Origin of the sequence: Phenylobacterium sp., assembly GCF_041913825.1 — a bacterium.
GTDB lineage: Bacteria > Pseudomonadota > Alphaproteobacteria > Caulobacterales > Caulobacteraceae > Phenylobacterium.
Genome location: NZ_JAYSEO010000033.1, coordinates 43,847 through 49,846, shown reverse-complemented (window position 1 = coordinate 49,846; position 6,000 = coordinate 43,847). Strand labels below are relative to the sequence as shown.

3 protein-coding genes are annotated in these 6,000 nt (G+C 68.0%); 2 read left to right on the top strand and 1 reads right to left on the bottom strand.

What is annotated here, in order from left to right; translation table 11 throughout:
• Together ACE3Q8_RS20990 and ACE3Q8_RS20985 are read left to right on the top strand one after the other, a co-directional pair.
• Positions 1–3,651 (top strand): response regulator (locus ACE3Q8_RS20990; protein WP_374472571.1); only part of this gene is annotated, 3,651 nt, incomplete at its 5' end.
• Between the two features lies 1 nt (position 3,652).
• Positions 3,653–5,725 (top strand): response regulator, encoded by a 2,073-nt coding sequence (locus ACE3Q8_RS20985; RefSeq protein WP_374472569.1) that lies wholly within the window; start codon positions 3,653–3,655, stop codon positions 5,723–5,725.
• A 2-nt stretch (positions 5,726–5,727) separates the two neighbouring features.
• On the opposite strand, the gene ACE3Q8_RS20980 is transcribed toward ACE3Q8_RS20985, so the two are convergent.
• Positions 5,728–5,997, bottom strand: coding sequence for a hypothetical protein (locus ACE3Q8_RS20980; RefSeq protein WP_374472567.1), 270 nt, complete (start codon positions 5,995–5,997; stop codon positions 5,728–5,730).
• Positions 5,998–6,000: the final 3 nt, after the last annotated feature.

Sequence of the window (6,000 nt, the reverse complement as noted above, 5' to 3'; positions counted from 1 at the left end):
GGCGGTCAGGCGCAGGTGAAGGGCGTCGCCGGCACCTGGAAGGACCTGACCGACAACGTGAACCTGATGGCCGCCAACCTGACCGGCCAGGTCCGTAACATCGCCGACGTGACGACCGCGGTGGCCAAGGGCGACCTGTCCAAGAAGATCACCGTGGACGTGCGGGGCGAGATCCTTGAGCTGAAGAACACCATCAACACCATGGTGGACCAGCTCAACTCGTTCGCGTCGGAAGTGACCCGGGTGGCGCGTGAAGTGGGCACCGAAGGCAAGCTGGGCGGCCAGGCGCAGGTGCCCGGCGTGGCCGGCACCTGGAAGGACCTGACGGACAACGTGAACATGATGGCCGCCAACCTGACCGGCCAGGTGCGGAACATCGCCGACGTCGTGACCGCGGTGGCCATGGGCGACCTGAAGCGGAAGCTGACCCTGGACGCCAAGGGCGAAATCGCCGCGCTCGCCGACACCATCAACGGGATGATCGAGACGCTGGCCACCTTCGCCGACCAGGTGACCAACGTGGCCCGCGAAGTGGGTTCGGAAGGCAAGCTCGGCGGCCAGGCCCGCGTGCCCGGCGCCGCCGGCCTGTGGCGCGACCTGACCGACAACGTGAACGAACTGGCCGCCAACCTGACCACCCAGGTGCGCGCCATCGCCGAGGTGTCCACCGCCGTGACGAAGGGCGACCTGACCCGGTCGATCACCGTCGAGGCGTCGGGCGAGGTGGAAGAGCTGAAGAACAACATCAACGAGATGATCCGGAACCTGAAGGATCAGACGTTGAAGAACACCGAGCAGGACTGGCTGAAGACCAACCTCGCCCGGTTCACCCGGATGCTGCAGGGCGAACGCGACCTGTCGACCGTGTCGAACCTGGTGCTCTCGGAACTGGCGCCGCTGATCAACGCCCAGCACGCCGTGTTCTACGTCAGCGACCGTGACGACGAGGGCCAAATGGTCCTCAACCTCGCCGCCTCCTACGCCTTCAACAACCGCAAGCACCTGGCCAGCCAGTTCAAGCTGCGGGAAGGCCTGATCGGCCAGTGCGCATACGAAAAGTCGCGCATCCTGCTGACCAACGTGCCGAAGGACTATGTGCAGATCTCGTCTGGCCTCGGCGAAGCGCCCCCGGCCAACATCATCGTCCTGCCCGCCCTCTTCGAAGGCGAGGTGAAGGCGGTGATCGAGCTCGCCACCTTCGGCGAGTTCAACGAGACCCAGCAGCAGTTCCTCGACCAGCTGATGGAATCCATCGGCATCGTGCTCAACACCATCGCCGCCAACATGCGGACCGAAGGCCTGCTGAAGCAGTCGCAGCTCCTGACCTCGGAACTGCAGGCCCAGCAGGAAGAGCTGAAGAAGACCAACGACCGCCTGGAACAGCAGGCCGCGTCGCTGCGTCAGTCGGAGGAACTGCTCCGCGCCAAGCAGGAGGAGCTGCAGCAGACCAACGCCGAGCTGCAGGAGAAGGCGCACCTGCTGTCGGTGCAGAACCAGCAGGTGGAAGCCAAGAACCGGGAAGTGGAACAGGCGAAGCTGGCCCTCGAAGAGAAGGCTGAGCAGCTCGCGCTGACTTCGAAGTACAAGTCCGAGTTCCTGGCCAACATGTCGCACGAGCTGCGCACGCCGCTGAACTCGCTGCTGATCCTGTCGAAGCTGCTGGCCGACAACGGTCAGGGGAACCTGACCGACAAGCAGGTGGAGTTCGCCCGCAACATCCACGACGCGGGCACCGACCTGCTGGGATTGATCAACGACATCCTCGACCTGTCGAAGATCGAATCCGGCACCGTCACGCTCGACATCGGCGAGATGTCCTTCGCCAGCCTCCGGGACCAGGTCGACCGGACCTTCTCGCAGCTCGCGGCGGACAAGAAGCTGGACTTCCAGGTGGAGCTGGACGGCGCGCTGCCGCGGTCGATGTACACCGACGACAAGCGCCTGCAGCAGATCATCAAGAACCTGCTCTCGAACGCCTTCAAGTTCACCGAGAAGGGGCATGTGAAGCTGAAGGTCGCCCGCGCCCACGGCGGCTGGAACACCACCAACGACCACCTCAACACCGCGGGCCAGGTGCTGGCCTTCTCGGTGGAGGACACCGGCATCGGTATCCCCGAGGACAAGCAGCGGATCATCTTCGAGGCGTTCCAGCAGGCCGACGGCACCACCAGCCGCAAGTACGGCGGCACGGGCCTGGGCCTCTCGATCAGCCGCGAGATCACCCGCCTGCTGGGCGGCGAACTGAAGGTGGCCTCGACCCCCGGCAAGGGCTCGACCTTCACCCTCTTCCTGCCGCTGAACTTCAGCCCGGCTACCCAGACGCCGTCCACCAGCCGTCCGGCCGCCATGCCGCAACTGCCGCGCCCGATGCTGATGCCGTCCTCCTTCTCGGAGGAGCCGGTGGAGGCCGTGGCCGACGACCGCGACAGCATCCGGTCCGGCGACTCGGTGGTGCTGATCGTCGAGGACGATCCGCGCTTTGCCTCGATCCTGCTCAGCCTCGTGCACGAGAGCGGGTTCAAGGGCGTGGTGACGGGCGAGGGGGCGGCTGCGCCGTCGCTGGCCCGGCGCTTCGGCCCTGACGCGATCATGCTCGACATCGGCCTCCCCGACATGGACGGCCTGGCGCTGCTCGACCTCCTGAAGCGCACGCCCGAGACCCGGCACATCCCGGTGCACGTGATCTCGGCCGACGACCAGAAGGGCCTTGGCCTGTCGATGGGCGCTTTCGGGTTCACCCACAAGCCGGTGGAGCGCGAGGTGGTCGTCTCGACCCTCCAGGGCGTGAAGAGCTTCGTCGAGAAGGTGGAGCGCCGGATCGTGCTGGTCGGCTCCGATGGCGACGCAGCCGAGACGCTGCGCCAGTGCTTCACCCAGGTGGAGGTCGTCCCGGACCTCGCCGCGGTGCTGGCGCGGCCGCAATCCGACCGGCCGGACGGGTTGATGGTCGAGGCTTCGGCGCTGCCGATCCACGATCTCGTCGAGCAACTGAAGCAGTCGGACGGCCGGATGGTGCCGGCGGTGGTCTACGCCCCCGCCGAACTGGACGCTGAGGACGACCGGCGGCTGCGGCTGGCGGTGGTCGGTGGTCTCGTCCGCCTGGCGCGCACCCCGGACCAACTCGTCGACCAGGCGAGCCTGCTGCTGCACGAGCCGCTGGAGCGCCTGTCCGCGCCGGCCAAGGCCAAGCTCAGCCAGAGCAAGCATGACGACGCCGTGCTGGCCGGCCGCAAGGTCGTTGTCATCGATGACGACATCCGCAACATCTTCTCGCTGGCCTCGGCCCTCGAGGAGTATGGGATCGAGCTCAGCTACGCCGAAAGCGGCCGCGCCGGGCTCGAGGTGCTGGACGCCAAGCCGGATGTGGACGTGGTTCTTGTGGACATCATGATGCCCGACATGGACGGCTACGAGACGATCCGCGAAATCCGTTCGCGGCCCGGACTCACCGACCTGCCGATCGTCGCGGTGACCGCCAAGGCCATGAAGGGAGACCGTCAGAAGTGCATCCAGGCCGGGGCCTCCGACTACGTCTCCAAGCCGGTGGACATCGACCACCTGGTCTCGGTGCTGCGCGTCTCGATCCAGCGCGCCGACGCCATGAAGCTGGCCAGCGACACGGTCGTCTCCCTGATCCCGCAAGCGAGCTGACGTGACGCGACCTTCACCCGCCAGCGCGCTGACGCGGACCTGGCGGGCGGAGCCTCAGGCCCCGCCCGACCTGGACCAGCCGCTCAGGGCCCGGATCCTCATCGTCGACGACGACGAGCGGAACGCCTTCGCCGCGGTCCAGGCGCTGGAGGAGCTGGGCCATGAGCTGGTGGTGGCCCGCTCCGGCGAGGAGGCGCTGCGGCGCCTCCTCACGGAGGAGTTCGCGCTCATCCTCCTCGACCTGCACATGCCGGGGATGGACGGCTACGAGACGGCGGCGCTGATCCGCTCGCGTAAGCGGACGCGGGACACGCCGATCGTGTTCCTGACGGCGATCTTCCGGGACGAGGCGCACGTCTTCCAGGCCTATTCGGCCGGGGCGGTGGACGTGGTCTTCAAGCCCGTGGACCCGTTCATCCTGAAGTCCAAGGTGACGGTCCTCACGGACCTTTACCTGAAGACCGAGGAGATCAAGCGACAGTCCGCCTACCAGCAGTGGCTGCTGGACGAGCACGCCCGCGTGAAGGCCGAGAAGGACCTCACCGAGCGCGCGCTCCGCCGCACCGAAGCCCGCCAGGAGGCGATCCTGCAGTCGCTGCCGATCGTCTTCACCTCCCGCAGCATCGAACCGCCGTTCGCGCCGCAGTTCGTCTCGGAGTCGGTGAAGGACATCACCGGCTTCCCCGCCGGCCGGTTCACGGACGAGCCGGAGTTCGGCACGAGCCGCATCCACCCGGACGATCTCGACCGGGTCGTCGAGGCCTTCAGCCGGGCCGCCCAGACGGGTCGCTACTCCTGCGAGTTCCGCTGGTTGTGCGCCGACGGCCAGTACAAGGTCCTGCACGACCAGGGGGTGATCGCCGCGGCCGTCGACGGCGGACCGCGGGAGATCTTCGGCGTCATCCTCGACGCCACCGACCGCCACAGCCTGGAGGAGCAGCTCGCCCAGGCCCGGAAGATGGAAGCGGTGGGCCAGCTCACCGGCGGCGTCGCCCACGACTTCAACAACCTGCTGACCGTGGTGCTGGGCAACATCGACATGATGGCCCGCAAGGCCGAGGACGAAGCGCGCCGGATGCGCCGCATCGACGCCATCCGCCAGGCGGCCGAGCGGGGCCGCGACCTGACCCGACAGCTTCTGGCCTTCTCGCGCCGGCAGCATCTGACGCCCGTGACCATTGACGTGAACGTGCTGATCCACGACTTCGCGCCGCTGATCCGGCAGGCGGTCGGGGAGGCGGTGACGGTGGACCTCGCGTTCGCCGACGAGCCGCTGTGCGCCCACGTGGACCCCACTCAACTCGAGACCGCGCTGCTCAACCTGGCGGTCAATGCGCGGGACGCCATGCCGGAGGGCGGCGTGCTCACCATCGCCACGCGGCGGGACGACGGCCGCATCGCCATCGACGTATCGGACACCGGGGTGGGCATGTCCCAGGAGATCCGCGAGCGGGTCTTCGAACCGTTCTTCACCACCAAGGAAGTGGGCAAGGGCTCGGGCCTGGGTCTCAGCCAGGTCTATGGCTTCGTGCAGCAGTCGGAGGGCGAGGTCCGCCTCGAGAGCACGCCGGGCCGCGGCACCAGCTTCCGGCTCGTACTGCCGGCGTCGTCGAACCCGGCCGAGGCGGTGAAGCCGTCGGAGCGGGCCAAGACCATCGAGGGGGGCGACGAACGCATCCTGGTGGTCGAGGACGACTCCACGGTGCTGGCGCTGACGCTCGATATGCTGACGGGCCTCGGCTACCACGTGACCACCGCCACCAACGCCGCGGAGGCGCTGGAGGTGATCCATTCCGGGGCCGAGATCGACCTCCTGTTCACCGACGTGGTCATGCCCGGCGGCGTCAGCGGGGTGAGCCTCGCCCGGACCGCGCGCGAGATCCGGCCGGACCTGCGCGTGCTTCTCACATCCGGCTTCGTGGGCGAGGGGGCGGTGATCGAGAACGCCGAGTTCCCGCTGCTCGACAAGCCGTACGAGACGACGCTGCTGGCGGCCAAGCTGCGCAAGTTGCTGGACAAGCCCGCCCGTCGGAAGAAGGCGCGGGCTTCGGACGGCGTGGCCGCTGCCGAATAGGCTCAGCTCCGGGCGATCGTACGCAGCGCGGCCGCCAGCCGACGGGCCCGCGCCCGCTCGGCCTGGTCCTGCCGCTCGGCCTCGCACAGGGTCTGGGCGATCGCCTCCAGTTGCCGCGGCCGGTCCTCCGCGGGGCAGGCGTCGGCCAGCATGGCCGCCTCCGTCAGCAGGTCCTCGCGCAACTCAGGCGGGCAGGCCGCCAGCATCGCCGCGTCGAAATCGATGATCTCCGCCGTCCCTCGGGGGGCGGCCGGCCGTCTCGCTCTGTCCATGGC

Coding starts and splice junctions, on each gene's coding strand:
- ACE3Q8_RS20980 (WP_374472567.1), bottom strand. CDS start 5,997: ATGGACAGAGCGAGACGGCCGGCCGCCCCCCGAGGGACGGCGGAGATC.